The following is a 22,891-nucleotide window of genomic DNA, read 5'->3' as shown; positions in this document are numbered from 1 at the left end:
TTACTGGCTGGCCGGCCTGGCCCAGACGTCGCGCAGGGTCACCGTGCGGTTGAACACCGGGGCGTCGGCGCGGTGGTCGACGCGGTCGGCGACGAAGTAGCCGAGCCGCTCGAACTGGAAGCGCTGCTCCGGTTCGACGCGGGCCGCGGCCGGTTCCAGCCATGCCCGCACCACGCGCTTGGCCTCGGGGTTGACGTGGTCGAGCCAGTTCTTGCCGTCCTCCTCGCTGTCCGGCGCGGCCACGCTGAACAGGCGGTCGTACAGGCGCACTTCGGTGGCCACCGCGTGCGTCGCACTGACCCAGTGGATGGTGCCCTTCACCTTGCGGTCGGCGCCGGGCAGGCCGTGGCGGGTTTCCGGGTCGAGCGTGCAGCGCAGCTCGGTGACGTGGCCGCTGGCGTCCTTGATGATCTGTTCGCACTTCACGATGCCGACGCCGCGCAGGCGCACCTCACCCTCCGGCTTCAGCCGGTGGAAACCCTTCGGCGGCACTTCGGCGAAGTCGTCGCGCTCGATCCACAGCTCGCGCGCGAACGGCACCTCGCGCGTGCCGAAGCTCTCGTCCTTCGGGTGGTTCGGGAAGCTCAGCGTTTCCTCGTGGCCCTCGGGCAGGTTGGTGATCACCAGTTTCAGCGGGTCGAGCACGGCCATCCGCCGCGCCGCGGTGGCGTCCAGATCCTCGCGGATGCAGTTCTCCAGGATCGCGTAGTCGATCACGCTGTTCTGTTTGGAGACGCCCACGCGCTCGATCAGCAGGCGCAGCCCGGCCGGGGTGAAGCCACGCCGGCGCAGGCCGCGCAGCGTGTTCATGCGCGGGTCGTCCCAGCCGTCCACGACGTTCTCGTTCACCAGCTGCGCCAGCTTGCGCTTGCTGGTGATGCAGTAGGAAAGGTTCAGCCGCGAGAATTCGATCTGCCGCGGCTTGGCCGGCTTCGCCTCCAGGCCCGCGGCGACCACCGACTGCCACAGTTCAGGGTGGTTCGGCAGGTCCACCTTGTCCACGCACCAGTCGTACAGCGGGCGGTGGTCCTCGAACTCCAGCGTGCACAGCGAATGGGTGATGCCTTCCATCGCGTCGGACAGCGCGTGCGCGAAGTCGTACATCGGGTAGATCGGCCAGGCGTCGCCGGTGTTCTGGTGGGCGACCTTGCGGATGCGGTACAGCGCCGGGTCGCGCAGGTTGATGTTGCCGGAGGCCATGTCGATCTTCGCGCGCAAGGTGCGGCTGCCGTCGGCGAACTCGCCCTCGCGCATGCGGCGGAACAGGTCGAGGCTTTCCGCCACGCTGCGCTCGCGGTACGGCGAGTGGCGGCCCGGCTCGGTCAGCGTGCCGCGGTACTGGCGCATCTGCTCGGCGTCGAGATCGTCGACGTAGGCGAGGCCGTCTTCGATCAGTTTCAGCGCGGCGCGGTAGAACACGTCGAAGTAGTCCGAGGCGTGGCGCAGCTCGTGCCAGTCGTAGCCGAGCCAGCGCACGTCGTCCTTGATGCCCTGCACGAACTCGGGGTCTTCCTTGCCCGGGTTGGTGTCGTCCAGGCGCAGGTTGCACCAGCCGTTGAATTCGCGGGCGATGCCGAAGGACAGGCAGATCGCCTTGGCGTGGCCGATGTGCAGATAGCCGTTCGGCTCCGGCGGGAAGCGGGTGTGGATCGCGCGGTGCCTGCCCGCGGCGAGGTCGTCGCGCACGATCTGCCGGATGAAGTCCTGATGGGGAGCCGCCTGCTGCACGGCGGCCGTCGAAGGGGCGGGTGCGTTGGCGGGGTTCTCGGTCGACATCGGGCTCGGGCTCGCAAGCGGTGGCGGAAACGCACAAGTTTACCCTGTCGCCGCCATCGCCGCCGGGCGCCTTGCCCCGCGTGCCGGGGCGGGTTAGCGTGCGAGGCATGCATACCGTCTACCGCGCCGAGAACCTGTTCGATGCCCATCTGGTCAAGGATGCGCTGGAGGCAGGCGGCATCCCGGCGTTCATCGCCGGCGAGTACCTCACCGGCGGGGTCGGCCAGTTGCCGGCGATGGATTACATCGCGGTGATGGTGCCCGCATCGAGCCTGGCCGAGGCTGGCGGCATCGTGGCCGAGGTCGAGGCCCGGCTGGTCGAGGCGCGGCAGGCGATCGACGACCTGCCGGACGATCCGCTGGCCGCGCCTTGCTGAGCCGCCCAGGCTCCCAGGAAACCCCATGCAGGACCTCGCCGCACTGATCCGTGCCGTGCCCGATTTTCCCCGCCCCGGCGTGATGTTCCGCGACGTCACCCCGCTGCTCGCCGATGCCGGCAGCTTCGCCCGCTGCATCGATGCACTGGCCGAACCGTGGCAGGGCAGCGGCGTGCAGGCGGTGTGCGGCATCGAGGCACGCGGCTTCATCTTCGGCACCGCACTGGCGCAGAAGCTGCACGCCGGCTTCGTGCCGTTGCGCAAACCCGGCAAGCTGCCGCCGCCGGTGGCGAGCGTGGACTACCAGCTGGAATACGGCAGCGACCAGCTGCAGGTGCAGCGCGATGCGTTCCGGCCGGGTGAGCGCGTGCTGCTGGTCGATGACGTGCTGGCCACCGGCGGCACGCTGGTGGCGGCCGCGACGCTGGTCGGCCAGCTGGGCGCCGGGCTGCTCGGCGCCAGTGTGGTGATCGAACTGCCTGCACTGCAGGGGCGCAGTCGCTGGCCGGCGGCCAAGCCGCTGCACAGCCTGTTGCGCTACTGAGTCCAGCCGCTCACGGCGCCGTGGCGTCGACCCGTTCGACGTAGATCAGCTCGCAGGCGCCGGCGCCGGTGTCGTCACGGCTCAGCGAGGTGTTCCAGTGCCAGCCGTCGGGGCGGCTGGCGTCGACCAGGAAGCCTTCGATGTGAACCAACTGGCCGGGGCGTACCTGTTCCAGCTGGCGCTTCACCTCGGGGTCGGCGGGAATCATGTGCATGTTCGCGCTGGAGGTCTCGATCTCGCGGCGCGGGATCGGGAATTGCTGCACATGCCAGTAGTAGAAACGGCCGGACTGGCTGATGTCGATCTTGTCCAGCACCGCGCTGTCGGACATGCGGCCCCAGCCGAGCGCGAGGTCGAGCGGCACCAGTTCGCCGTCGGTGCTCCACGCATAATCCTTGCGTGACAGCACGCGCGCGGTGATGTCGAAGTGGGCGCGGGTGGTCAGCGTGACGTCGCCGCGCTGCAGCTGCGCGCCGTGGTCGAGATCGACCTGCACCGGCACCTCGGCGGCGAGCACGCCGGGTTCGGGCTGCAGCGGACGATGCTGGTGGTGCCGCAGTACGCCCAGCAGCACCAGCAGCAAGGCAGCCGCAACGAGGAGCTTGCGCATGCTCAGGCGAAATCCGCCGCCAGCGTGTGCAACTGCCCGGGGGTGAGGAGGGCTTCGAGCGGCAGCGCCGGCAGCGTCGAGGCCAGCGTGACCGGCGCAGCGGAGCGCCAGTCGGCGATCATCGCTGCGTCGAGTTCGAAGCGCAGGAAATGCACCGCGGCGGTCTTCTCCTGGTTGCTGCGCTCCATGTCCTCGTCGGCGATGGCGGTGACCGGGGCGTGGCCATGCACGGTCAGCGCGATCGCGTGCTCGATGTGGCGCAGGCGCACCAGCTCGCGCTTGCGCTCCTCGGCGTCGGGGTATTCGATCAGCATGGTGGCCTTGAGGTTGCTGCCGTCGGGGACCAGCGGATTGTACGCATCGAGTTCGTCCTGGATGCCGGCGGCCTCGAAGATGCGCTCGATGCGCAGCATTTCCTGCACCTGGTACTGGATGCTCAGGCGGTCCTCGAAGATCAGCGTGAGATGCTCGCCCAGGTGCACCGTGCGCTGCTGCTTGTGCGCCATCACGCAGGTGCGGAATTCTGCGCGCTGCTGTGCGTAGGCTTCGAGGGAGAGCAGGTCGGCGCGGGTGAGTTTGTCCATGCTCAGATTCCGTAGGCCTTGCGCAGCAGGCTCAACGGATGCTCCGCCGCCGGCTTGTCGTCGAGGCCGTGGGCGATGTGGCCGCCAGCCATCGGGCAGTCGCTGGTGAAGTGGTCGGGTGCGGCCTGCTGCACGCGGTTCTCCACCGGCTTGGCCAGCTTGCGCGAGAGCGCATAGGTCTTGTGCTTCACGCCGTAGGTGCCGTCGTGGCCGGAGCAGCGCTCAATGGTGGTGATCTCGGTGTCCGGCACCAGTTGCAGGATCTCGCGCGTCTTCGGGCCGATCTTCTGCACGCGCTGGTGGCAGGGCACCTGCCAGGCGATCTTGCCCAGCGACTGCTTGAAGTCGGTCTTGAGCAGGCCGGCCCTGTGCCGTTCGGCGAGGTATTCGAAGGGGTCGAAGAAGCGCTCGCGCACCAGCGCCACGTCGGCGTCGTTGGGGAACATCAGTGGCAGCTCCTGCTTGAACATCAGCACGCAGGACGGGATCGCCGCGGTGAAGTCCCAGCCTTCGCGCGCCATCTTCGCCAGCACCGGAATGTTGCGCTCCTTGTACTTCGTCACCGTCTTCAGGTCGCCCAGTTCCAGCTTGGGCATGCCGCAGCAGCTTTCCTGCTCGACCAGCCGGATCGGGATTGCGTTGTGCGCCAGCACGGCGGCGAGGTCCTCGACCACGCCGGGCGCGGAGTGGTCGCAGTAGCAGGTGGCGAACAGCGCGAGCTTGCCGCGGGTACGGCCGGCGGGCACCGCGTCGCCGCTGCCGTCGAGATCGCGCAGGCGCTTGCGCGCGGTGGGCGAGTGGTACTCGGGCACGCGCGCCTTCGCGTCGACGCCCAGGGTCTTTTCCAGCAACTGGCGCGCGGCCGGGTTGCGGTTGGCGGCGTTGACCACCTCGACCACCACCGGGATCGAGGCGAGCTTGCCCACGGTGCGCGTGCTGGACAGGATCTTCGCCGACAGCGGCGCGCCGTCACGCTCGAACGCCACCGCCTTGGCGCGCAGCATCAGGTGCGGGAAATCCACGTTCCACGGATGCGGCGGCGTGTACGGGCACTTGGTCTGGTAGCACAGGTCGCACAGGTAGCACTGCTCGGTGACCTTCGGGTAGTCGGCCTTGTCGACGCCGTCGATCTCCATCGTCTTCGATGAGTCGACCAGGTCGAACAGGGTGGGGAAGGCATGGCACAGGCTGACGCAGCGGCGGCAGCCGTGGCAGATGTTGAACACGCGCTCCATTTCCGCTTCCAGCGCCGCGGCGTCCCAGAAAGCGGGTTCGTGCTGGCCCAGCGGATGGCGCGTGGGCGCATCGAGGTTGCCTTCGCGCGTTTCGTGGATGGGGTCCATCGGCGTCTCCGCGTGGCGAACAGCGAACAACCGTCATCCCGGCTCCTGCCGGGATGACGGGCGAGCTCAAGCCATGTCGCCCAGCGCCTTGGTGAAGCGGTTCGCGTGCGAGCGCTCGGCCTTGGCCAGCGTCTCGAACCAGTCGGCGATCTCGTCGAAGCCTTCCTCGCGCGCGGCCTTGGCCATGCCCGGATACATGTCGGTGTATTCGTGGGTTTCGCCGGCGATGGCGCTCTTCAGGTTCAGCTGGGTGCCGCCGAACGGCAGGCCGGTGGCAGGATCGCCCACCGCTTCGAGATATTCCAGGTGGCCGTGGGCGTGGCCGGTCTCGCCCTCGGCGGTGGAGCGGAACACCGCGGAGACGTCGTTGTAGCCCTCGACATCGGCCTTGGCGGCGAAGTAGAGATAGCGGCGGTTGGCCATCGACTCGCCGGCGAAGGCGTCTTTCAGGTTCTGCTCGGTCTTGGAGCCTTTCAGGTTGCTCATGACATCACCTCGTGGCGTTGGGCTGGGAGGGGTTGCAAGTGCGGCCTTCACGGTCGTGACCGGCCGAGCCTAGCGCGCGGCGGGCCTGCGATGAAATTGATTGTCTGGATCGGGCGGATAGCCCGCGGCTATCGGTGCGCCGCCTCGCGTGCCGGCGGAGCGGGCGGCAGCGCGGGCGTGGCCGCCGAATGCGGGTTCAGCAGGTCGGCCGGCAACTGCCGGAACACCGCCGCCAGCCGCTTCAGGAAGCCGGCCATCGCCGAGCTCTTGCGCCAGACCATGGCGATGCGCCGACTCGGCGGCTGGCCCTTGAACTCGATCAGGTGCAGGTTCGCCACCGGCGCCACCGGCGGTTTCACCGCGGTGACCGGCAGGAGGGTGATGCCGACGTTCGCCGCCACCATCTGCCGCAGCGTCTCCAGGCTGGTGGCGCGGAAGCCGCTGCGCTCGACGGCGCCGGCGAGATGGCACACCTCCAGCGCCTGGTCGCGCAGGCAGTGGCCGTCTTCCAGCAGCAACAGGTTCTGGTTGGACAGGTCGGCCAGTTTCAGCTGGCCCTGCTTGTGTGCCAGCGGATGTTCGCCCGATACCGCCAGCAGGAACGGTTCCTCGAACAGGAATTCGCTGTGCAGGCTGTCCTCGTGCAGCGGCAGGGCGAGGATGCCGGCGTCCAGCTTGCCCTCGCGCAGCAGGCGCAGCACCGCCTCGGTCTTCTCCTCGACCAGCAGCAGCTCCAGCTGGGGGAACGCCTGGCGCACCAGCGGCAAGGCGTGCGGCAGCAGGTACGGCCCCAGCGTGGGAAAGATGCCCAGCCGCACCGTGCCGGATTCCGGGTCCAGCGTGCGCCGGGCCACGCCGCGGATCTGCTCGACGCCGTTGAGCACGTCGCGGGCGCGGATCGCGATGTCGCGGCCAACCTCGGTCAGCAGCACCTTGCGCGGCGTGCGCTCGACCAGCGGCACGCCGAGTTCTTCCTCCAGCTTCTTGATCTGGGTGGACAGGGTGGGCTGGCTGACGAAGCAGGCGTCCGCGGCGCGGCCGAAGTGCCGATGCTCGGCCAGGGCCACCAGGTACTGGAGATCGCGCAGGTTCATGGATCGTCCCGCTTGGGCAATAGCCATACGCTATGGCAGGGATGGTAACAATCAATTGGAACAATGCAAACAGGCCGCCTACCCTGCATCCACATTGCGCTTGTGACACCCCGCGCGCCGGAGTTCCCCCTCCCTCTCCCCCGCAGGCGCGCGGGCTTTCCCCGGCCGGTGATGAAGCTTGCTTCGTCACCGGTTTTTTTTGCGCGGAGCTCTCTCATGGATGGCCATGCGTCGCGCGCGCTGGCCCCCGGGCATGCCTTCTGGCACTGGGTCGAAGGGCATGCCGGCTCTAGCTTGGGGATTCTCCACGTACCCAGGGAATCACCATGCGTCGACTCGCCCGTCCCCTCCTGCTCACCGCGCTGGCCGCCTGTTGCGGCGCGGCATTTGCCGCCAGCGCCGACCAGGCGCCGCAGGGCCGCCTGCCGGGCTGGGCGGTGCCGCAGTCGTACCAGCTGGCGTTCAAGGTCGATCCGGCGCAGCAGGACTTTTCCGGCACCACCACGATCAAGGTCAAGCTGACCCAGGCGTCCGACCACCTGTGGCTGGATGGCGCCGAACTGAAGGTGTCGAAGGTGACGATCACCGACGCCGCCGGCAAGACGCACGCGGGCAAGTACGTCAACGTGGACCCGAAGGCGGGCGTGGTGCGGGTGGATTTCGGCAGCACGCTGAAGCCGCAGGACCTCACCGTGAAGTTCGACTACAGCGCGCCGCTCAACCAGCAGCTGCAAGGCCTGTACAAGGTCACCGCCAAGGGCCAGCCGTACGCGATGACGCAGATGGAGCCGATCAGCGCGCGCTTCGCCTTCCCCGGTTTCGACGAGCCCGGCTTCAAGACCCCCTTCGACATCAGCATCACCGTGCCCGACCACGAGAACGTGGTGGCCAATACCAAGCAGGTGAAGGAACAGCCGGCCGACAAGGGCTGGAAGACCGTGACCTTCGCCCAGACGCTGCCGCTGCCGACCTACCTGGTGGCGTTCGCGGTCGGTCCGTGGGACATCGTGGACGGTCCGGACATCTCGCCCGACGCCTACCGCAGCGAACCGCTCAAGCTGCGCGGCATCGCCGCCAAGGGCGAAGGCCATCGCATGGAGCACGTGCTGGGCGAGACGCCGAGCATCATCCACGCGCTGGAGAACTACTACGGCTTCGGTTACCCGTTCGGCAAGCTCGACCTGCTGGCAGCACCGGATTTCGAAGCCGGCGCGATGGAGAACCCGGGCCTGGTCACCTTCCGCGACTGGCTGCTGTTGCTGGACAAGGATTCCCCGGCGCGCAACGTGCAGGGTTCGTTCAACGTCAACGCGCATGAGCTGGCGCACCAGTGGACCGGCGACACGGTGACCACCGCCTGGTGGAACGACATCTGGCTCAACGAGGCGTTCGCGACCTGGATGCAGCAGAAGGTCACCATGCAGGTGCACCCGGAATACCGTGCCGACCTCGACCGCGTGCGCGGCGGCCAGGGCGCGATGAACAACGACAGCCTGGTCAGCGCGCGCAGCATCCGCCAGCCGATCACTGGCAACGGCGACATCATGACCGCGTTCGACGGCATCACCTACCAGAAGGGTGCCAGCGTCATCGGCATGTTCGAGAACTACGTGGGCGAGCCGACCTACCAGAAGGGCATGCGCGCGTACATCCAGAGCCAGAAGTACGGCAACGCCACCGCCGACGACCTAGTCTCGGCGATCGCCACCGCGGCGGGCAAGGGCGACGCGTTCAAGCATGCGTTCAAGAGCTTCCTCGACCAGTCCGGCGTGCCCTACGTGGCGACGAAGCTGGAGCAGAAGGATGGCAAGACCGTGCTGCAGCTGAGCCAGAGCCGCTACCTGCCGCTGGGCAGCAGCGGCGACGCCAAGCGCATCTGGGGCGTGCCGGTGTGCGTGCGCTACGGCACTGTCGATGGCAGCAAGGTCGCCTGCGACATGCTCGACCAGGCCTCCGGTTCGATGGAATTGCCCGGCGCCAGCAAGCCGACCTGGGTGATGCCGAACGCGAACGCCAGCGGCTACTACCGCTTCAGCCTCGACAAGGACGGGCTCGACCGCCTGATCAAGCAGGTCGGCAAGCTCAGCGATGCCGAACAGCTGGCTTACGCCGATGCGATCAACGCCAGCTTCCGCCGTGGCGACCTGGATGCCGGCCAGGTGCTGGCCGCCATGCAGCCGCTGACCGGCTCGAAGATCCGCGAAGTGGCCACCGTGCCACTGGGCACGGCCAGCGGTCTCTACCATCGCGTTGCCACCACCGATGCCCAGCGCGCTCGCCTGGCCGCGTGGGCGAAGGCTGCCTACCTGCCGCGTCTGGAGCAGCTCGGCTACCAGCGCAAAGCCGGCGAGCCGGAAGACGATTCGCTGATGCGCAGCAGCCTGGCCAGTTCGCTGGCGTTCGACTTCAAGCTGCCCGAAGTGCGTGCGGCCCTGCTCAAGCAGGGCGAGGCGGCGTTGAAGCCGAAGGCGGATGGCCATCTGAACCTGGCTGCGGCCGATCCCGACCTGCTCGGTGATGCGCTGGGCGTGGCGGTGCAGGAGCACGGCAAGAGCGCGGTCGATGCGCTGATCGCCGAGTTGCCGAAGACCAGCGATCCGGCCTTGCGCAACGGCATCCTCGGTGGCCTGGCCAGCGTGGAAGATCCGGCACTGGCCGAACAGGTGCGCAACTTCGCGTTGACCAAGCCGGTCAAGGTCGGCGAGATGGGCATGCTGCTGCGCGGTGGTCGCGACACGCGGGCCCAGCGTGATGCGATGTGGAACTGGTTCACCGGCCACTACCAGCAGATCCTCGCTCGCACCGGCAGCTTCTCCGGTGGTCGCCTGCCGTCGCTGGCCGCCGGTGGTGGCTGCTCCACCGCCGAATACGATCGCCTGCAGGCGTTCTTCAAGACCCACGAGAAGGACGCCGCCGGCATTGGCCGCGGCCTGGCGCAGACCGGCGAATCGATCCAGCTGTGCAGCGCATTGAAGGCCAGCCAGGACCCCGCCGCAATCCTGCGCTGAGCGGATCCGGAAGTCCGGCAAAAAGCCCCGCTACCGCGGGGCTTTTTGCTGCGTGGACGAAACGTCCGGATGGTGGTGCTGACACGGGATTTGCGGGCCTGCGTCTGCATTTCGGTCACGCTGCCGTCGTAGCATGGCCGGCAGGCGCGCCGCGCCGCTGGCGCATGCGGGGGATGAATGATCGAGCTGGAAATCCAGGGTCTCTCGGAACGCCGGGGAGGTCTGCTGGTCGAGGTCGGGCGATTCGTGCTGGCCAGTGGATTCACCCTGGTGCGGCAGCGTCTGGTGGAGGACGACCACGGCATTCTGCTCACGATGGTCGTGCAGGGACCGTTGCGCCAGAGGCGGGCGCTCGAGACGGTGCTGGATGCCTACGAACGCTTCATCAGCGTCAAGATTTTCCCCTTCGTCGAGGGTGGGCCGCGGCCGCATTTTGCCGCGTCGCGCAAACCGGTGGGGGTGGTGGTGGCACCGCCGGCAGTGGCCGTTCCTCCGCCGGTGGCACCCGCGCCCGTCGCGGCCCCGGCATTGCCGGTGGCGAAAGATCGGGTCCGGGTTGTCGAAGCGGTCGCGGTATCCGCGGCGGTGGATGGGCCGGAGCTGCCCCCCGCAGCGCCGGCGGAGCCGGAGTTCGAATTCATTCTGCCCGCGCCACGGGTGGCCGCACCGGCACGCGCCGCGTCGATGGCCACGGCACCGTTCGTCGAACGGGTTCCGCTGGGGCCGGACGAGGCGGCCGTCGAAAACGCGCTGCGCGGACTGGAGTTTGACTACCCGCGAGTCGTGCCGCAGTTGCAGGCGCTGCAGCGTGCGGTTGCCGAAGGTGCGCGGGAATCCTCGCTTGCGCTGGCGGGGCGGCGCATGGGCGCCTGGGTGTTCGAGCGCGAGCACGCGCTGGACGGCGGCCTCGCCCTGCGCGAGGCGATCGGGCGCATCGGCGCTCCGGCGTTGCGCGCGCTGGTCGAGGTCGACCAGCAGGGCAGCCAGCTGCACATCCACGACAGCCCGCTGTGCGCCGAAGGCGGCGGCTCCGGTTGCAGTTTCTTCAGCGGTTTCCTGGAGGGTCTGCTCGGGCCGGTCGTCGCGCCGGGCGGGTTGTCGATCTTCCCGGTGTGCTGCCGCAGTTACGGGGCGGACGGGTGCGTGCTGGCGATTTCGGAGTGAGTCGGGTGCCGGTGCTGTGTAAGACGCAGGGCGGCAAGCTTTCGCCCTCCGCAGGATGACGAAAGCTCTTCGGCTCCTGCTTCAAAAAAAGCAGCGGCCCAGGCCATCACCCGCAGGAAAACTCAGCCGCCCAGGGCCAGCCGGGTGCCGAGGTCCAGCAGCGGCGCGGCGAGCAGCAGGCGGGCCAGCAGCAGGGCGATCATCACCGCCATCGGCGCGAAGTCGATCTGGCCGACGACCAGCCTGTCGCGTAGCGGACGCAGCAACGGGGCGACGATGCTGCCGGCGAGCTGCAGCAGCGGGTGGCGGCGGTCCACCGCGAACATGCTCAGCAGCGACCAGCCGAAGATCAGCACCAGGTAGCACAGCAGCACGAAGTCGAGCAGCTCGGCCAGCGCCAGCACGATCAGGCCGAGCGGGTGCGGCATCGTACCGTGCAGGGCGAACAGCAGCAGGAACTTGAGCAGCATCGCCAGCCACGCCAGCAGCAGGGCAGCCAGGTTGATCCGGCGCCAGTTCGGCAGCACGCGGCGGATCGGCGCCAGCACCGGGTTGGTGGTGCGGTAGACGAACTGGCTCAGCGGGTTGTGGAAATCGGCGCGACAGGCTTCGGCCGCCACGCGCAGCAGCAGCAGGGTGACCGCCGCGTCGAACGCCAGTTCGAGCAACATGGACAGCGCCTTCAGCAGGTAGCTCACGGCAGCTTGTCCAGTTCGGTGGCAAGTTCCACGCCGCGCCGGGTGGCGGCGGCGACGGCGCGGGCGACGATGTGCGGCAGGCCGTCGGCGCTGAAGCTTTCCAGCGCGGCCTGGGTGGTGCCGTTGGGCGAGGTGACGCGCCGGCGCAGCAGCGCCGGATCTTCGCCGCCGTCGACCAGCATGCGGCCGGCGCCCAGGCAGGTCTGCGCAGCGAGCGCGCGCGCGGTATCGCGCGGCAGGCCCTGCGCCACCGCGGCCGCTTCCAGCGCTTCGACCAAGGCGAAGAAGTACGCCGGGCCGGAACCGGACAGCGCGGTGACGGTGTCCATCAGCGCCTCGTCGTCGATCCAGCGGGTGGTCCCGGCGGCGTCCAGGATGTGCTGTGCCTGCGCCTTCTGCGCCGGGCTGACCCGGCCGTTCGCGCACAGGCCGGTGGCGCCGGCGCCGATCAGCGCCGGCGTGTTCGGCATGCAGCGCACGATCGGCAGGCCGTTGCCGAACCAGCGCTCCAGCTGGTCCAGCCGCACGCCGGCGGCGATCGAGATCAGCAGCGGCCGGTTGCGCTGCAGGATGTCGCGCAGGTCGGTGTGGATCGCCGGCATCACCTGCGGCTTCACCGCCAGCAGGATCACCTCGGCGTCCGCCACGGCCAGCCGGTTTTCGGCGTAGCAGGCGACGCCGAATTCGCGGCCCAGCAGCTGGCGTGCCTCGGCCAGTGGTTCGGCCACGCTGAGGGTGGCCGGCGCCACGCCGGTTTTCAGCAGGCCGCCGATCAGGCTGCGCGCCATGTTGCCGCCGCCGATGAAGGCTAGTCGTGTCATGCAAAGGCTCCTCGTCCGTCCATGCCGCTTACCTTACCGGAGCGGGCGCGATCGCGACGAATCCTGCCGGTGGGGATGCCGGTGGCAGGTCGTCCCGGGCGCCCGGGTGATGGCCGGCTGGCGAATTTTCGACCGGATGCGCAAACCGGGTCGACAGTTTGTGCATCGACGGCGGAAAGACTGGCCGCACAGCCGGTTGCGCGAGTAGTATCGACGCGGCTACAGGGGGATGCGGGAAGTTTGTCCAGGTGGTGTCGTGGCGCCGGATGCCACGCGTTGCGGCGCACCACGCCTGCGAATGTCACCCGGCCCCGGATGTGGCATACAAATCCATGCCATCCAGACGATCGGTTGAGGGGAAACGACTTCATGGACATTGCCGAACTGCTTGCCTTCTCGGTGAAGAACAAGGCCTCGGACCTGCACCTGTCCGCCGGGCTGCCGCCGATGATCCGCGTCGATGGCGACGTCCGCCGGATCAACATCCCCGCGCTCGAACACAAGCAGGTGCACTCGCTGATCTACGACATCATGTCGGACAAGCAGCGGCGCGACTACGAAGAATTCTACGAGACCGACTTCTCCTTCGAGATCCCCGGGCTGGCCCGTTTCCGCGTCAACGCGTTCAACCAGAACCGCGGTGCCGGCGCGGTGTTCCGCACCATTCCGTCCGAGGTGCTGACGCTGGAGGACCTCGGCTGCCCGCGTATCTTCAAGGAGCTGATCGAGCAGCCGCAGGGCCTGATCCTGGTGACCGGCCCGACCGGCTCGGGCAAGTCGACCACGCTGGCGGCGATGGTCGACCACATCAACAAGAACGAATACGGGCACATGCTCACGATCGAGGACCCGATCGAGTTCGTGCACACCTCGCAGAAGTGCCTGGTCAACCAGCGCGAGATCCATCGCGACACGCTGGGCTTCAACGAGGCGCTGCGCTCGGCGCTGCGCGAGGACCCGGACTACATCCTGGTCGGCGAGTTGCGCGACCTGGAGACCATCCGCCTGGCACTGACCGCCGCGGAGACCGGCCACCTGGTGTTCGCCACCGTGCATACCAGCTCGGCGGCGAAGACCATCGACCGCATCATCGACGTGTTCCCCGCCGGCGAGAAGCCGATGGTGCGATCGATGCTGTCCGAGTCGCTGCGCGCGGTCATCTCGCAGTCGCTGCTGAAGAAAGTCGGCGGCGGGCGCATCGCGGCGCACGAGATCATGGTCGGCATCCCGGCCATCCGCAACCTGATCCGCGAGGACAAGGTGGCGCAGATGTACTCGTCGATCCAGACCGGCCAGCAGTTCGGCATGCAGACGCTGGACCAGTGCCTGCAGGATCTGGTCAAACGCGGCCTGGTGACGCGGCAGCAGGCTTCGTCGTATGCCAAGAACAAGGACAATTTCAAGTGAGCGTCGGGATTCGGGATTCGGGATTCGTAATTGGCGAAAGCCAGGATCGCGTCGCGGCTCGATATTCCCGCGCTTGCACGGAAGGGCAGGTTGCCGGTCCGGAGCGCACTGCGCGGGTCGGCGGCCTTGACGCATCCCGCATCTCGAATCCCGGGGACAGACGCCATGAGCGACTTTGATTTCACCTCGTTCCTGAAACTGATGGTGCACAAGAAGGCTTCCGACCTGTTCATCACCGCCGGCGTGGCGCCGTCGATGAAGGTGCAGGGCCGGATCGTGCCGATCACGCAGAGCCCGCTCAGCGTGCAGCAGGCGCGTGATATGGTGCTCAACGTGATGACGCCGGGCCAGCGCGAGGAGTTCGAGAAGACCCACGAGTGCCAGTTCGCGATCTCCGCGCAGGGCGTGGGCCGTTTCCGCGTGTCGTGCTTCTACCAGCGTAACTGCGTAGGCATGGTGCTGCGCCGGATCGAGTCGAAGATCCCCACCATCGAGGAGCTGACCCTGCCGCCAGTGCTCAAGCAGCTGGCGATGACCAAGCGCGGCATCATCGTCTTCGTCGGCGCCACCGGGTCGGGCAAATCGACCTCGCTGGCGGCGATGATCGGCTACCGCAACGCCAATTCCACCGGCCACATCATAACGATCGAGGATCCGATCGAGTACGTGCACAAGCACGAAGGCTGCATCATCACCCAGCGCGAGGTCGGCATCGACACCGACAGCTGGGACAACGCGCTGAAGAACACCCTGCGCCAGGCGCCGGACGTGATCATGATTGGCGAGGTGCGCACGCGCGAGGGCATGGACCATGCGATCGCGTTTGCCGAAACCGGCCACCTGGTGCTGTGCACGCTGCACGCGAACAATGCGAACCAGGCGATGGACCGCATCCTGCACTTCTTCCCGGAGGATCGTCGCCAGCAGTTGCTGATGGACCTGTCCCTGAACCTGAAGGGCATCGTGGCGCAGATGCTGATCCCCACCCCGGACGGCAAGGCGCGCCGGGTGGCGGTGGAGATCCTGCTGGGCACGCCGCTGGTGCAGGACTATATCCGCCAGGGCGAGATCCACAAGCTGAAGGAAGTGATGAAGGAATCCACCCTGCTCGGCATGAAGACGTTCGACCAGAGTCTGGTCGAGCTGTACCACGCCGGCGAGATCAGCTACGAGGATGCGCTGCGTTACGCCGACAGCTCCAACGAAGTGCGCCTGCGCATCAAGCTGGCGCAGGGCGGCGATGCACACACCCTGTCGCAGGGCCTGGACGGCGTCGAGCTGGAGGAAACCCGCGACGCGCAGAATTTCGGGAGCAACTTCCTGAACCGTTGAGCGTCACCGCCGGCAGGGAACAAAAAAGGCGCCATTCGGCGCCTTTTTTGCACACGTGTCGCCTGCTGCAACCGCCGCGGCCTACTTCAGCGCGGTCTGGCTGGTGATCACCATGCCATCGTTGTCCACGTGCATTTCGGCGTCGATGCTGTCGATGCGTTCGGCCTGGGACTTCATCGTGGCGAACTGGGCCTTGGAACGGGCCAGCTCGGCGGCGGCATCGGCGGCCTCGTCGCTGCTGTCGTCGATCGAGGGCTCGTCGCTCTTGCCGATCGCCGCCGTGGCAGCGGCCACGCTGTCGATCTTCTGTTCCATCAACTGCAGCCAGCTCAGGTACATCGCGCCGCTGATGTGCATGCGGCCCATCTGTCCGGCGTCGCCGACCGGGTCCTTCAGGGTGTCGCCCAGGCGTGCGTCTTCGCCGGCACCGATGCCGAGGGCGAGCACCTTCTCGCCCATGGCCACCCACGCCGGTTGTCCCAGCATGCCGGCCATGTCCTTCGGCAGCGGCAACGGCTTGCCGTCGTGGGTGGGCTTCAGCTGGGCCAGCGCAGGCACCATCATCTGGCCCATCGCGAGCAGGCCCTCGGGATTGCTGGTGCCGAGCACCAGGCGCCCGGTGAACGTGGGCAGGCCGGCGTCCTTGCCCGGCACCAGTGAATCCAGCGCGATGCGCAGGCCGAGCATGTCGCCGAACGGCGGGATCGCCGCCTTCTGCATGGTCGGGCCGAGCTTGGCGAAGCCGTCATTGAGGTCGGTCAGCGAGGGGCAGCTGAACGGTTTGGCGGCCACTGCGTCGGCCTGGGCCAACCAGAATGTGCGCAGGCTGCCGACCGGCAGCGCCAGGCTCAGGTCGAACGGCGCGGTGCCGGCGCTGCCCAGGCCGGGCAGTTCGACCTTGAGCCCGGCGAACGCCTTGCTGATGTCGTCGGCCAGCGCCACGTCGAAACGCACGTCCTGGTGTTTCGCGTCCAGTCGGGTGTAGCCGAAGCTCACCGCCGGAACGCGCGCGGCGATGCGGGCAGCATCGGTACTGCAGCTGGGTGCGGTTTGCAGCTGGGTAGCGACCGGCTCGCCGGTCTTCGCCGCGATGGCCTCGGCGTGGGCCTTCTGGATCGCGCCGACCAGCGGGTCCTTGCCGCTGACCGCCAGCGGCAGCGCACGGGTCAAGTCCAGCTCGCCGACCAGCCACTTCCGGTAGCCCTTGGCCTTGGCCAGCGCGGCGAGACGGCCATCGTCCTGCAGGCTCTTCTGCGGCCGCTCCAGACCCAGCGCCTGGCGCAGCAGCGCCGGCGAGGCATCGGCCGGCAGCAATGCGGCCACGGCCTGCTTGCCGACTGTGGCCAGCACTACCTCGGTGCCGGAGGCAGGGAACGCGTACTTGCGATAACCCAGCTTGTCCACGCTGGCGACATCGAGCTTCTTGCCGTAGGCGGTTTCCAGCCGGCCGACGAAGCCCTCGAAGGCGCCCGGGTCGCTCAGCTCGACGCGCAGCACCGGTGCCAGGCCCAGGCCATAGAACGCGGAGTAGCCCTTGAGGTTCAGGCCGGCGCCGCGGGCGAAAGCCTCGATCGTCTTGCCGTCGAACTCGGCGCGCAGTGCACGCAGCAGGCGGGCGCCGTCGGGATCTTTCCTGGTCAGCCGTTCGGCGGTGGCATCGAGCTGGGCCAGTTGGGACGGCAGTTGCGCGTCCGCCTGGGCGAGCAGGGCCGCGCGGGTAGCGTCGTCCATGATGTCGAGGTTGGCCACCACGTACGGCGTATCCGCCGGCACGAAAGCCAGGGGTGCATCCTTGTCCTTGTGCCCGCAGGCCGCCAGCATGACGCCGGCGAAACCCAGCGCGATGTATCGCGTCGTCGATCGCATGTTGATCCCCAGTGTGGTGAATGGTGCGCCGGTCATTATGCCCGCTGCCCCGGGGCGCTGCCGTGGCCGGTGGCGGGCGTGGAGGGGGCTCAGCGGGCCAGCACTTCGTTGAGCACGGCCATGCGCACGAACACGCCGTTGCCGACCTGTTCGAGGATGCGCGACTGGGCGCCGTCGGCCACCTCCGAGGCAATCTCGATGCCGCGGTTGATCGGGCCGGGGTGCATTACCAGGCAGCCCGGGGCAGCCAGCGCCAGACGTCGCCGGTCCAGTCCGTAATGGGCGAAGTACGCCGCTTCGTCCGGCAGCTCGATGCTGGCCATGCGCTCCTTCTGCAGGCGCAGCATGATCACTGCGTCGACGCCGTCGATGGCCTGGTCGAAGTTGTCGTGGCGGCGGCACTGCGGCATCTCCTCCGCCGGCGGCATCAGTTCGGCCGGTCCGCACAGGCGGATGTCCTTCACCCCAAGCGTGGTGAACGCGTTGATGTCCGAGCGGGCCACCCGCGAGTGCCTGATGTCGCCGCAGATGAGCACCTTGAGGTTCTCGAAGTCTGGCCGGTGCTGGCGGATCGTCAACGCGTCCAGCAGGCCCTGGGTGGGGTGCGCGTGGTTGCCGTCGCCGGCGTTGATCACCGAGACCCCGCTCATCGCGTGGCGCACCAGTTCGTCCGGCGTGCCCGAAAGCTTGTGGCGCACGATGATCGCGTCCAGGTGCATCGCCTCCAGCGTGTGCAGGGTGTCGAACAGTTCCTCGCCCTTGCTGGTGGAGGACAGCCCGATGTCGAAGTTGATCACGTCGGCGCCAAGACGCCGCGCGGCCAGCTCGAACGAGGTGCGGGTGCGCGTGGACGGCTCGAAGAACAGGTTCAGTACGGTGCGCCCGGCCAGCACGTCGAGCTTGCGGGTGCCGTGCGCGCAGGCGTCGCGCAGCGACTCGGCGCGATCGAGCAGGCGCTCGATCGTCTCGCGCGGCAGGTTTTCCAGGGAGGTCAGGTGGCGCAGGCGAGGGCTCATGGCGGCGGGTCTGGAGGTGGAAAGGGGAGGGTCTGTTCAGTGGCCGGGCGTGTCGGCCGCTGGCGCGTCGGCGCCGGCGAGCCAGCGCTCGAGGATGACCGCCGCCGCTTCGGCGTCGATGTCGGCGGCATCGCGGCGGCGCTTGAGCCCCACCGCGCGGGCGGCGGCGAACCGCTGTGCGGCTTCCTGCGAGCTGTGCCGCTCATCGACCAGCACCACCGGCAGGCCATAGCGCTGCTGCAACTGGGCGGCGAACTGGCGGGCGCGGCGGCTGGCGGGCTGCTCGGCACCGTCCAGGGTCAGCGGCAGGCCGACCACCAGGGTGCCGGGCTGCCATGCCTGGCGCAGCGTGTCGAGGCGTGGCCAGTCCGGATTGCCGTCGCCGCGTACTGGCAGCGTGGCCAGCGCGCGCGCGCTGGCGGTGAAGGTATTGCCGATCGCCACGCCGGTGAGCCGGCTGCCGACGTCGAAGCCGAACACACAGCTCATGCGTGACCCGCGTAGCCGGACAACTGGCGCGGGTCGACCCCGACCAGTCCGGCAGCGGCACTCCAGCGTTCCTCCAGCGGAGTGTCGAACACCACCCGGCCGCAGGCCTCGGCGGTGAGCCACGCGTTCGCCATCAGTTCCTGTTCCAGCTGGCCGGCGTCCCAGCCGGCGTAGCCGAGCACCATGATCGCCTGGCGCGGGCCTTCGCCGGCGGCCATCGCGACCAGGATGTCGCGCGAGGTGGTGACCGACCATTCGGTGTTGATGCGGTAACTGGAGTCCCAGTCGCCGGGCTCGCGATGCAGCACGAAGCCGCGCTCCTGCTGTACCGGGCCGCCGATCAGCACCGGCGCATCGGCCAGTTCGCTGTCCATGCATTCCAGTTTCATCTGCGCCAGCACGTCGCCCAGGCGGTATTCGGACAGCTGGTTCACCAGCAGGCCGACCGCGCCGTCCTCGTCGTGCTGGCACAGCAGCGCCACGCCGCGCGAGAACGGCGGATCGGCCAGGTTCGGCATGGCGATCAGGAAATGCCCGGTGAGGGTCGAGGGCTGCACGGCGGTCATGGGCGCATTGTAAGCGCAGCGCGCGCCGTGCGCAGAAAGTCGGCGTTCCCGTTCAGCGGGTCTGCAGCACGTTGTCCGGCTGGAAGCGCCAGGTGCGGGTGATGTTGAGTTCGTCGATGCGCTCCGCGCTCCGGGGCGCCGGCGGGAACGGCGCGGCCAGGCGCACGATGCGCTCGGCAGCGGCGTCCAGCACCTTCTGGCCGGAGCTCTGGATCACCTCGATGCTCTTGATGCTGCCGTCGAGGTTGAGCACCACCGTGAGCAGCACGTCGCCGTGCAGGCCGCGGCTGCGCGCTTCCTCCGGGTAGTTGAGGTTGCCGACCCGCTCGACCCGGTCGGACCAGCCGCGCATGTAGGCGGCGTAGGCGTATTCCCGCGTGCTGGCGGTGAGGTACTTCACCTTCGGCCGCTTGGCGTAGTCCACCTTCTTCTTGCGCAATTCGGCGGCCAGCTGGGCGATCGCCTGCTGGCGCTTCAGCTCGGCGGCGGTCGGGGTCGATTCCTGCGGGTCGACCGCGGTCTGCGCGGTGTCGCTGGTCACGCGGAAGTCGGTGGCGCCGCTGGTGGTGACCATGCGGGTCGGGGTGGCCTCGCGCGGTTGCGGCGTGGTGGCCTCGACCGGTTGCGCCGCGATGCCGGGGTCGGGTTTCGGGATCGCACCGGAGAACAGCTCCGACGGCCGCGCGGCGCGGTCGCTGCGGCCACCGCCGGTGTTGTTCGCCTGGGCCAGGAAGTCCGCCTTGTCCGGCGCCTGCTGGTTGGCCACGTTGACCAGGGTCACGTCCAGCGTGGGCAGGCTGGGCGTGGGTTTCACGAAGTGGAAGGTGATGCCCAGCAGCAGCACGCCGTGCAGCAGCAGCGAGAACAGCAGGGTGGCGCCGATCGGATCGGGTGGGGAGTTGACGGTTGCAGTGGCGCTCACGCTCGGCGGTTTCCGGTGACGTGCTGCTCGATGACGTCGAACAGCTGGCCGGCAATGTTAAGCCCGAACTGGGCGTCCAGTTCACGCACGCAGGTCGGGGATGTGACGTTGATCTCGGTCAGGTAGTCGCCGATCACGTCCAGTCCGACGAACAGCAGGCCGCGCCGGCGCAGCTCGGGTGCCACCTGGTTCACGATCCAGCGGTCGCGCTCGGACAGCGGCACGCCGACGCCGCGACCGCCGGCGGCCAGGTTGCCGCGGAATTCGTCGCCCTGCGGGATGCGCGCCAGCGCGTACGGCACCGGTTCGCCATCGATCACCAGGATGCGCTTGTCGCCGGCACTGATCGCGGGAATGAATTTCTGCGCGATGGTGAACTGCCGCCCTTCGCCGTGGGGGCCGCCGCCAAGCAGGGTCTCCAGCATCGAGTTGAGGTTGCCGTCACCGGTGCGGGCGCGGAAGATGCCGCGCCCGCCCATGCCGTCCAGCGGCTTCAGCACCACTTCGCCATGTTCGGCGGTGAACCGGCGCAGTTCGCCCGCGTCGCGCGAGACCAGGGTCGGTGCGATGCATTGCGGGAATTGCAGTGCGAATAGCTTCTCGTTGCAGTCGCGCAGCGAGCGTGGGTCGTTGACCACCGCCACGCCGCCGCGCTGGGCCGCTTCCAGCACCATCGTGTCGTAGATGAACTGGGCGTCGACCGGTGGGTCCTTGCGCATCAGCACCACGTCCAGTTCGCGCAGGTCGCGCCATGACGCCGGGCCCAGCGTGTACCAGCGCTGCGGGTCCTCGCGCACGTCGAGCGGGGCGATCCGCGCCCACGGCTCGCCATCGCGCAGCGCCAGGTCGCCCTGCTCGAAGTAGTGCAGCGAGTGGCCACGGCGCCGGGCCTCCAGCAGCATCGCGAAACTGGTGTCCTTGGCTATCTTGATCGCGCCGATGGGGTCCATCAGCACGCCGACCGAAAGGGTCATCGTGGTTCTCCGTGAGTGGTTGGCCCGCAGGGCGGGTGGGCGTCGCAAGGCGGCTATGTCAGGCCGATATACTAAGGCGCCGGTCGCCGGGGCTGTCGAATTGCGACAAAGCCGGCACACCTGCGCTGTCGTCAGTGGCCAGATGGTGCCAATATGGGTCACCCGGTACGACCGGCAGGTGGCGTGGTGATTATTGCTTGACAGTCTCGGCGGGCAGGCAGTAAACAGCAAAGCTATTGGATTCACCGTCTTTAAGAGCGGTTGCAGCTGGTTTTTTCGATATTTTTTGCATGCACGCCATCCGGCATGGCTGTTGCATGTCTTGATGGCTATCCTGAGCTCGGGGCGGGCCGCAGGGGGAGTAAGTGAATTTGAACATGAGTGCTAATGACTTGGCTGGTCTCAAGGTCATGGTGATCGACGACTCGAAGACCATCCGCCGCACGGCGGAAACCTTGCTGAAAAAAGAGGGGTGCGAGGTGCTGACCGCCGTCGACGGCTTCGAGGCACTCGCCAAGATCTCCGACCAGAAGCCTGCGATCATCTTCGTCGACATCATGATGCCGCGGCTGGATGGCTATCAGACCTGCGCGCTGATCAAGAACAATCCGCAGTTCCGCGCCACGCCGGTGATCATGCTGTCCTCCAAGGACGGCCTGTTCGACAAGGCGCGTGGCCGCATCGTGGGTGCCGAGCAGTATCTGACCAAGCCATTCACGCGGGACGAGCTGCTTGGTGCCATCCATCGCCATGTCAGTCCGGTATCGAGCCACTGACTGCAGATTCTGAGGGGGACCTGTGGCCACCATTCTTATCATCGACGACTCGCCGACCGACGTGCGCGTGTTCACCACGCTGCTTGAACGGGCCGGGCACCAGGTCGTTGCCGTCAGCACGGCCGAGGAGGGCATTGAGCGCGTGCGCGCCGACCTGCCCGGCCTGGTCATCATGGACGTGATCATGCCCGGCATGAACGGTTTCCAGGCCACGCGTACGCTCACGCGCGACCCGAAGACCCAGAACGTGCCGATCGTGATGATCACCACCAAGTCGATGGAGACGGACCGCGTATGGGGGCTGCGTCAGGGCGCCCGCGCGTTCATCACCAAGCCGGTGAACGAAAAAGAGCTGCTGGCGTGCATCAACGAATTGTTGCCGAGCGAGAAATGAACCAGTCCGTCAACCGCACTCCGTTCGAGATCCTGGCCCGCTACGAGCGGCTGTCGCTGGCGCATGCGTCGGATACGCAGAACAAGCTGGAGGCACCCGGCCTGTGGCGCGGGATCGGTTTCCGGGTTGGTTCGCGCCTGCTGGTCAGCGGCATCGACGAGATCAATGAATTGCTGGCGGTACCGGTGCTGACGCCGGTGCCGGGCACCCAGTCGTGGCTGCTTGGCGTGGCCAATGTGCGCGGCAACCTGGTGCCGGTGATCGATTTCGGCCGCTTCCTGTTCGGCGAGCGCACGCAGCACACCGAGCGTGCCCGCCTGCTGGTGGTGCGCCAGGGTGGCGGCAACGTGGCGCTGCTGGTCGATGAGGTGTTCGGCCAGCGCACGGTGGACGAAGAGCAGCGACGCGAGGCAGGGCGCGAAGACGATCCGCGACTGGCCCGTTTCGTGGACAGCCGGGTCGGCGAGCAGCAGTTGGCCATTTTCAGCATGAACCGGCTGGTGCGCGCACCGGATTTCCGGCAGGCCGCAGCCTGACGTCGGAGCGGGACACAGTGACATGAAGGGCCGGCGCCCGCGTGGGCCGGAAACTCGGGACAAGCATTCCCTGGCCGGTACCCACCGCGCGGGACTGGCGGCGTAATC

General features: G+C 67.9%; 23 protein-coding genes. 9 read left to right on the top strand and 14 right to left on the bottom strand.

Annotated features, from left to right (window positions below; translation table 11 throughout):
* The gene (locus IMW82_RS07645; protein WP_211004165.1) at positions 1-1,776 is read right to left on the bottom strand and encodes a glutamine--tRNA ligase/YqeY domain fusion protein; all 1,776 of its coding nucleotides are present in this window, start codon (positions 1,774-1,776) and stop codon (positions 1-3) included.
* 107 nt (positions 1,777-1,883) lie between these two features.
* Between IMW82_RS07645 and IMW82_RS07640 the strand changes: the two genes are divergently transcribed.
* Together IMW82_RS07640 and IMW82_RS07635 are read left to right on the top strand one after the other, a co-directional pair.
* On the top strand, positions 1,884-2,153 hold the full coding sequence (locus tag IMW82_RS07640) for a DUF2007 domain-containing protein (RefSeq protein WP_211004164.1): 270 nt from the start codon (positions 1,884-1,886) through the stop codon (positions 2,151-2,153).
* 25 nt (positions 2,154-2,178) lie between these two features.
* Positions 2,179-2,697 carry an adenine phosphoribosyltransferase gene (locus IMW82_RS07635; RefSeq protein ID WP_211004163.1) on the top strand — a complete coding sequence of 173 codons (519 nt, stop codon included), beginning with the start codon at positions 2,179-2,181 and terminating at the stop codon, positions 2,695-2,697.
* A 10-nt stretch (positions 2,698-2,707) separates the two neighbouring features.
* Here IMW82_RS07635 and IMW82_RS07630 read toward each other — a convergent pair whose 3' ends face one another.
* The 5 genes from IMW82_RS07630 to IMW82_RS07610 form a co-directional block, all read right to left on the bottom strand.
* Positions 2,708-3,307: a hypothetical protein gene (locus tag IMW82_RS07630; protein WP_108470874.1), complete on the bottom strand. Its 600-nt coding sequence runs from the start codon at positions 3,305-3,307 to the stop codon at positions 2,708-2,710.
* A 2-nt stretch (positions 3,308-3,309) separates the two neighbouring features.
* Positions 3,310-3,891: a DUF3501 family protein gene (locus IMW82_RS07625; RefSeq protein WP_108470873.1), complete on the bottom strand. Its 582-nt coding sequence runs from the start codon at positions 3,889-3,891 to the stop codon at positions 3,310-3,312.
* Between the two features lie 2 nt (positions 3,892-3,893).
* Positions 3,894-5,234: a heterodisulfide reductase-related iron-sulfur binding cluster gene (locus tag IMW82_RS07620; RefSeq protein WP_211004162.1), complete on the bottom strand. Its 1,341-nt coding sequence runs from the start codon at positions 5,232-5,234 to the stop codon at positions 3,894-3,896.
* A gap of 66 nt (positions 5,235-5,300) precedes the next feature.
* On the bottom strand, positions 5,301-5,720 hold the full coding sequence (locus tag IMW82_RS07615) for a rubrerythrin family protein (RefSeq protein ID WP_108470871.1): 420 nt from the start codon (positions 5,718-5,720) through the stop codon (positions 5,301-5,303).
* Positions 5,721-5,848: 128 nt separating this feature from the next.
* Positions 5,849-6,814, bottom strand: coding sequence for a LysR substrate-binding domain-containing protein (locus IMW82_RS07610; protein WP_108470870.1), 966 nt, complete (start codon positions 6,812-6,814; stop codon positions 5,849-5,851).
* 326 nt (positions 6,815-7,140) lie between these two features.
* Here IMW82_RS07610 and IMW82_RS07605 point away from each other — a divergent pair, with 326 nt between their 5' ends.
* Together IMW82_RS07605 and IMW82_RS07600 are read left to right on the top strand one after the other, a co-directional pair.
* Positions 7,141-9,822, top strand: coding sequence for a M1 family metallopeptidase (locus IMW82_RS07605; RefSeq protein ID WP_108470869.1), 2,682 nt, complete (start codon positions 7,141-7,143; stop codon positions 9,820-9,822).
* Between the two features lie 177 nt (positions 9,823-9,999).
* Complete coding sequence (locus IMW82_RS07600; RefSeq protein WP_108470868.1) at positions 10,000-10,986, top strand: hypothetical protein; 987 nt, start codon at positions 10,000-10,002, stop codon at positions 10,984-10,986.
* Between the two features lie 122 nt (positions 10,987-11,108).
* Here IMW82_RS07600 and IMW82_RS07595 read toward each other — a convergent pair whose 3' ends face one another.
* Both IMW82_RS07595 and proC read right to left on the bottom strand, forming a co-directional pair.
* Positions 11,109-11,684, bottom strand: a complete 576-nt coding sequence (locus tag IMW82_RS07595) for a YggT family protein (RefSeq protein WP_108470867.1) — start codon at positions 11,682-11,684, stop codon at positions 11,109-11,111.
* Positions 11,681-12,505 (bottom strand): pyrroline-5-carboxylate reductase, encoded by an 825-nt coding sequence (gene proC, locus IMW82_RS07590; protein WP_211004161.1) that lies wholly within the window; start codon positions 12,503-12,505, stop codon positions 11,681-11,683. The genes IMW82_RS07595 and proC overlap by 4 nt, the downstream gene beginning before the upstream one ends.
* A 369-nt stretch (positions 12,506-12,874) precedes the next feature.
* On the opposite strand from proC, the gene IMW82_RS07585 reads away from it, so the two are divergent.
* Together IMW82_RS07585 and IMW82_RS07580 are read left to right on the top strand one after the other, a co-directional pair.
* A complete protein-coding gene (locus tag IMW82_RS07585) occupies positions 12,875-13,912 on the top strand; it encodes a type IV pilus twitching motility protein PilT (RefSeq protein WP_108470865.1) in 1,038 nt (345 codons plus the stop codon).
* Between the two features lie 165 nt (positions 13,913-14,077).
* Positions 14,078-15,244, top strand: a complete 1,167-nt coding sequence (locus IMW82_RS07580) for a PilT/PilU family type 4a pilus ATPase (RefSeq protein WP_108470864.1) — start codon at positions 14,078-14,080, stop codon at positions 15,242-15,244.
* Positions 15,245-15,325: 81 nt separating this feature from the next.
* Here IMW82_RS07580 and IMW82_RS07575 read toward each other — a convergent pair whose 3' ends face one another.
* The 6 genes from IMW82_RS07575 to gshB form a co-directional block, all read right to left on the bottom strand.
* Positions 15,326-17,110, bottom strand: coding sequence for a hypothetical protein (locus IMW82_RS07575; protein WP_234411272.1), 1,785 nt, complete (start codon positions 17,108-17,110; stop codon positions 15,326-15,328).
* Between the two features lie 89 nt (positions 17,111-17,199).
* A complete protein-coding gene (locus IMW82_RS07570) occupies positions 17,200-18,126 on the bottom strand; it encodes an aspartate carbamoyltransferase catalytic subunit (protein WP_108470862.1) in 927 nt (308 codons plus the stop codon).
* Between the two features lie 36 nt (positions 18,127-18,162).
* A complete protein-coding gene (ruvX, locus tag IMW82_RS07565; RefSeq protein WP_108470861.1) occupies positions 18,163-18,615 on the bottom strand; it encodes a Holliday junction resolvase RuvX in 453 nt (150 codons plus the stop codon).
* On the bottom strand, positions 18,612-19,181 hold the full coding sequence (locus IMW82_RS07560; protein WP_108470860.1) for a YqgE/AlgH family protein: 570 nt from the start codon (positions 19,179-19,181) through the stop codon (positions 18,612-18,614). Before IMW82_RS07560 ends, ruvX begins: the two co-directional genes overlap by 4 nt.
* A gap of 52 nt (positions 19,182-19,233) precedes the next feature.
* Positions 19,234-20,103: an energy transducer TonB gene (locus tag IMW82_RS07555; protein ID WP_108470859.1), complete on the bottom strand. Its 870-nt coding sequence runs from the start codon at positions 20,101-20,103 to the stop codon at positions 19,234-19,236.
* The gene (gene gshB / locus IMW82_RS07550; RefSeq protein ID WP_108470858.1) at positions 20,100-21,077 is read right to left on the bottom strand and encodes a glutathione synthase; all 978 of its coding nucleotides are present in this window, start codon (positions 21,075-21,077) and stop codon (positions 20,100-20,102) included. The genes IMW82_RS07555 and gshB overlap by 4 nt, the downstream gene beginning before the upstream one ends.
* Before the next feature lie 365 nt (positions 21,078-21,442).
* Here gshB and IMW82_RS07545 point away from each other — a divergent pair, with 365 nt between their 5' ends.
* Genes IMW82_RS07545 through IMW82_RS07535 form a run of 3 tightly spaced genes read left to right on the top strand, consistent with a single transcriptional unit; the run spans position 21,443 to position 22,783 of the window.
* Positions 21,443-21,853: a response regulator gene (locus tag IMW82_RS07545; RefSeq protein WP_286042126.1), complete on the top strand. Its 411-nt coding sequence runs from the start codon at positions 21,443-21,445 to the stop codon at positions 21,851-21,853.
* A gap of 22 nt (positions 21,854-21,875) precedes the next feature.
* Positions 21,876-22,247, top strand: a complete 372-nt coding sequence (locus IMW82_RS07540; RefSeq protein WP_108470856.1) for a response regulator — start codon at positions 21,876-21,878, stop codon at positions 22,245-22,247.
* On the top strand, positions 22,244-22,783 hold the full coding sequence (locus IMW82_RS07535; RefSeq protein WP_108470855.1) for a chemotaxis protein CheW: 540 nt from the start codon (positions 22,244-22,246) through the stop codon (positions 22,781-22,783). Before IMW82_RS07540 ends, IMW82_RS07535 begins: the two co-directional genes overlap by 4 nt.
* Positions 22,784-22,891: the final 108 nt, after the last annotated feature.

The sequence above is a fragment of the Rhodanobacter sp. B2A1Ga4 genome (genome assembly GCF_018101315.1).
In the GTDB taxonomy this organism is placed as follows: Bacteria; Pseudomonadota; Gammaproteobacteria; order Xanthomonadales; family Rhodanobacteraceae; genus Rhodanobacter; species Rhodanobacter thiooxydans_A.
This window is presented reverse-complemented; position numbering and strand designations above follow the sequence as displayed.

Excerpts from the sequence above, each read along its gene's own strand:
- IMW82_RS07560 (WP_108470860.1), bottom strand. The coding sequence starts at position 19,181 with ATGACCGCCGTGCAGCCCTCGACCCTCACCGGGCATTTCCTGATCGCC.
- IMW82_RS07570 (WP_108470862.1), bottom strand. The coding sequence starts at position 18,126 with ATGAGCCCTCGCCTGCGCCACCTGACCTCCCTGGAAAACCTGCCGCGC.
- IMW82_RS07630 (WP_108470874.1), bottom strand. The coding sequence starts at position 3,307 with ATGCGCAAGCTCCTCGTTGCGGCTGCCTTGCTGCTGGTGCTGCTGGGC.
- IMW82_RS07640 (WP_211004164.1), top strand. The coding sequence starts at position 1,884 with ATGCATACCGTCTACCGCGCCGAGAACCTGTTCGATGCCCATCTGGTC.
- IMW82_RS07605 (WP_108470869.1), top strand. The coding sequence starts at position 7,141 with ATGCGTCGACTCGCCCGTCCCCTCCTGCTCACCGCGCTGGCCGCCTGT.
- gshB (WP_108470858.1), bottom strand. The coding sequence starts at position 21,077 with ATGACCCTTTCGGTCGGCGTGCTGATGGACCCCATCGGCGCGATCAAG.
- proC (WP_211004161.1), bottom strand. The coding sequence starts at position 12,505 with ATGACACGACTAGCCTTCATCGGCGGCGGCAACATGGCGCGCAGCCTG.
- IMW82_RS07625 (WP_108470873.1), bottom strand. The coding sequence starts at position 3,891 with ATGGACAAACTCACCCGCGCCGACCTGCTCTCCCTCGAAGCCTACGCA.
- IMW82_RS07615 (WP_108470871.1), bottom strand. The coding sequence starts at position 5,720 with ATGAGCAACCTGAAAGGCTCCAAGACCGAGCAGAACCTGAAAGACGCC.
- IMW82_RS07620 (WP_211004162.1), bottom strand. The coding sequence starts at position 5,234 with ATGGACCCCATCCACGAAACGCGCGAAGGCAACCTCGATGCGCCCACG.
- IMW82_RS07610 (WP_108470870.1), bottom strand. The coding sequence starts at position 6,814 with ATGAACCTGCGCGATCTCCAGTACCTGGTGGCCCTGGCCGAGCATCGG.
- IMW82_RS07575 (WP_234411272.1), bottom strand. The coding sequence starts at position 17,110 with ATGCGATCGACGACGCGATACATCGCGCTGGGTTTCGCCGGCGTCATG.
- ruvX (WP_108470861.1), bottom strand. The coding sequence starts at position 18,615 with ATGAGCTGTGTGTTCGGCTTCGACGTCGGCAGCCGGCTCACCGGCGTG.
- IMW82_RS07635 (WP_211004163.1), top strand. The coding sequence starts at position 2,179 with ATGCAGGACCTCGCCGCACTGATCCGTGCCGTGCCCGATTTTCCCCGC.
- IMW82_RS07600 (WP_108470868.1), top strand. The coding sequence starts at position 10,000 with ATGATCGAGCTGGAAATCCAGGGTCTCTCGGAACGCCGGGGAGGTCTG.
- IMW82_RS07645 (WP_211004165.1), bottom strand. The coding sequence starts at position 1,776 with ATGTCGACCGAGAACCCCGCCAACGCACCCGCCCCTTCGACGGCCGCC.
- IMW82_RS07535 (WP_108470855.1), top strand. The coding sequence starts at position 22,244 with ATGAACCAGTCCGTCAACCGCACTCCGTTCGAGATCCTGGCCCGCTAC.
- IMW82_RS07580 (WP_108470864.1), top strand. The coding sequence starts at position 14,078 with ATGAGCGACTTTGATTTCACCTCGTTCCTGAAACTGATGGTGCACAAG.
- IMW82_RS07585 (WP_108470865.1), top strand. The coding sequence starts at position 12,875 with ATGGACATTGCCGAACTGCTTGCCTTCTCGGTGAAGAACAAGGCCTCG.